The organism is Spirillospora sp. NPDC049652 (assembly GCF_040675125.1).
Lineage (GTDB): Bacteria > Actinomycetota > Actinomycetes > Streptosporangiales > Streptosporangiaceae > Spirillospora.
In genome coordinates this window covers 1-2,867 of sequence record NZ_JBFAOF010000909.1, presented here as the reverse complement: position 1 = coordinate 2,867, position 2,867 = coordinate 1, and the positions used below count along the sequence as shown (strand labels likewise).

At 75.0% G+C, this 2,867-nt stretch carries 4 protein-coding genes; 2 read left to right on the top strand and 2 right to left on the bottom strand.

Annotation, left to right across the window (positions count from 1 at the left end; genetic code table 11):
* On the bottom strand, positions 1 to 204 hold a 204-nt coding region (locus AB0J52_RS34725; RefSeq protein ID WP_500187136.1), incomplete at its 3' end, for a hypothetical protein.
* The gene (locus tag AB0J52_RS34720; protein WP_500187135.1) at positions 201 to 839 is read right to left on the bottom strand and encodes an RNA polymerase sigma factor; all 639 of its coding nucleotides are present in this window, start codon (positions 837 to 839) and stop codon (positions 201 to 203) included. The genes AB0J52_RS34720 and AB0J52_RS34725, both read right to left, overlap by 4 nt.
* Positions 840 to 1,022: 183 nt before the next feature.
* On the opposite strand from AB0J52_RS34720, the gene AB0J52_RS34715 reads away from it, so the two are divergent.
* Positions 1,023 to 1,922 (top strand): bile acid:sodium symporter family protein, encoded by a 900-nt coding sequence (locus tag AB0J52_RS34715; protein ID WP_500187137.1) that lies wholly within the window; start codon positions 1,023 to 1,025, stop codon positions 1,920 to 1,922.
* A gap of 103 nt (positions 1,923 to 2,025) precedes the next feature.
* The coding region (locus AB0J52_RS34710; protein WP_500187134.1) for a DUF5954 family protein at positions 2,026 to 2,867 on the top strand (842 nt) is incomplete at its 3' end.

The following is a 2,867-nucleotide window of genomic DNA, read 5'->3' as shown; positions in this document are numbered from 1 at the left end:
GGCGACGGCCACGGCCCCGGCGGCCGTCACCGCGCCGAGGCCGAGGGCGAGCCCGCGGACGGGGCGGCGGTGCCGCGTCGCCTTCGCCACGTCGGGCGCGCGCAGGCGGGACGGGTCGGGACGGCGCTCGTAGGCGGCGTCGGCGAGGTCGTCCACCGCCGGCCGCAGCGCGTTGATCACTGCGTTGACCTGGTCGTTCTTCACAACTTCTCCGTACTGACTCGGGGGCGGACGACCGGTTCGGGCTTCCCGCCGCCGACGGCGGCCGCGCCCTTCGCACCGCCGGAGACCGACGGCCTGCCGCCGCCGGAGGCGGTGTCCCAGGTGTCGCCGGAGGCGTCCAGGGCGTCGCCGGAGGCGTCCAGGGCCTTGGCGAGCCGGCGGCGTCCCCGGTGCAGCCGGACCAGGAACGCGGCCCGGGTGCATCCGGCGACGCGCGCCGCCTCGGCGGGTTCGAGCCCGTGCCACGCCGTCAGGGTGACGGCCTCGGCCTCCTTGGCCGAGAGCGCCGCCAGCGCGGCGAGCGCCTGGTCGCGGGCGATGACGCCGTCGGCGGCGTCCACCGGGGCGGCGGACTCGGTGAGGACGGCCAGCCGGTCGACCAGGCGCCGGGCGCGGTCGGTGGAGCCGTGCGACTGGCGGGCGAGGTTGCGCGCCACGCCGAGCAGCCACGGCAGCGCCCGCTCCGGGATCTCGTCGGCCTTGCGCCAGGCGACCGCGAACACCTCGCCGGTGACGTCCTCCACGGCATGGCGCTCGACGCGCAGCGCGACGTAACCGAACACGCTGCGGTAGTGCGTTTCGTAGAGGCGGGTGAATCTGGCCTCGCGCTCGTCCACGCCACCTCCTCTCTCCTCGGGGGCCGTAACGCCGAGAAGTCGGAGAAGACGGGCCAGGATTACGTCAGGTCGCGGAGATCATCTTGCGCCGCGCCGGGCGGAGCCGATTTCCTCAGACGGGTGCAGACAGAACAAACGCCCACACCGGGGGACACCGCGCCGGCCCCGGGGGCGCGCCGCGCCGTGACCGTCTTCCCCCTCCTCGTGCTGCTGGCCGGCGGGCTCGGGCTGCTCATGCCGGACACCCTGCGCGCCGGGAAGGAGGCGGTGCCGTACCTGCTGGGCGTGGTCATGTTCTGCATGGGCCTGACCATGACCGGGCAGGACTTCCGCGGCGTCGCGCGGCGGCCGTGGGCGGTCGGCATCGGGCTTGCCGCGCACTACGTGATCATGCCGGGGCTGGGCTGGCTGATCGCCAACGCGCTCGGGCTGTCGCCGGAGCTGGCGGCGGGGGTGATCCTGGTCGGCTGCGCGCCGAGCGGGACCGCGTCCAACGTCGTGGCGTACCTGGCGCGCGGCGACGTCGCGCTCGCCGTCTCCATCGGCACGGTGTCCACGCTGCTCGCGCCCCTGCTCACCCCGGCGCTGACGCTGCTGCTGGCGGGCGAGTTCCTGCCGGTGCACGCCGAGTCGATGGTGACCGACATCCTCAAGACCGTGCTGGTCCCGGTGGTGGCCGGGTTCGTGCTGCGGACGGTCGCGAACCGGCTGGTCGCGCGGCTGGCCCCGGCCCTGCCGTGGGTGTCGGTCGCGGCGATCGGGGTGATCGTGGCGATCGTGGTGGCGGGCAGCGCGAAGGCGATCACGTCGGCGGCGGGCGTGGTGTTCCTCGCGGTCGTCCTGCACAACGGGTTCGGCCTGCTGCTCGGCTACCTGGCCGGACGCGCCGGACGGCTCGGCGAGCGGGGCAGCCGGGCGCTGACGTTCGAGGTCGGGATGCAGAACTCCGGGCTCGCCGCCGCGCTGGCGACCGCGCACTTCAGCCCGCTCGCGGCGCTCCCCGCGGCGATCTTCTCGGTGTGGCACAACGTCACCGGGGCGCTCACCGCCGCCTGGTTCTCCCGCCGCCCGGCGGACGACTGACCGGCCTTCCGGGGATCCGGACCGTTTCCCGGATTCGCGGGCACGAAGGGTGCGGCCCGCGTCACCATGAGTTCATGGACACTCGCGAACGGGACGACCGGCGGTGAGCGTCAAGGCGTTCCCGCTGATGCGCGGCTTCGACACCATCAACGTCAGCACGGACCTGGAGCCGATGGCGGCGATGCGCGACGCCGACCTCGGCGAGCGGATCCGCGCCTTCCCGAAGATGCTGCCGGGCGGATCGCCGGACTTCGGCAGCGCCGAGCAGGCCGGGGACCGGTGGTCGGTGCTGTGCAGCGGCGCGGGCGACCCGTCCTCGGCGCGCATCGACCTGGCGGCGACGCTGCGGAAGACGGCCGGGGCGGTGGAGGGGCCGGCGGGGTGCGGGGTGCGGCGCGAGACCGACCCGACGACCGTCCGGGCGATGCTCGCCGCGGCGGACCGGCTCGACCCGGAGGAGGGCGAGCCGCTGCCGAAGGACGAGTGGGAGATCGGCGACCGCCGCTACCGCGTCATCCGGATCGAGAAGTTCGTCCTGATCAACTCGGGCGGCATGGAGCCGCCCCGGTCGAGCGACGCCGAGCCGCCGGACGAGCCGTGGTCGCCGCTGCGCGGGCACCCGGTCGACCCGGCCGCCCCCGCCGGGTTCTGGGAGGCGCAGATGCGGCTGAACCTGACCGCCTTCGGGCCCATCCCGGGGACGGTGCCGGAGCAGGTGGAGGCGGAGGCGCGGCACGCCTGCCGGACCCATCCGGGCGTGGTGATGCTGCCGCCGACGTTCTCCGTCGTGGAGGTCACGCCCGAGGGCGGCTGGGAGCCGCTGACCGGAGGGCACGGCCCGGACAGCGCGAAGGAGCGGCTGAGCGGGCACTTCACCCAGCTGCTGCCGATGCTGCGCGAGTTCCAGGGCGACCCGCCGTCCGCCGACGAGCTGGCCGACTGGGC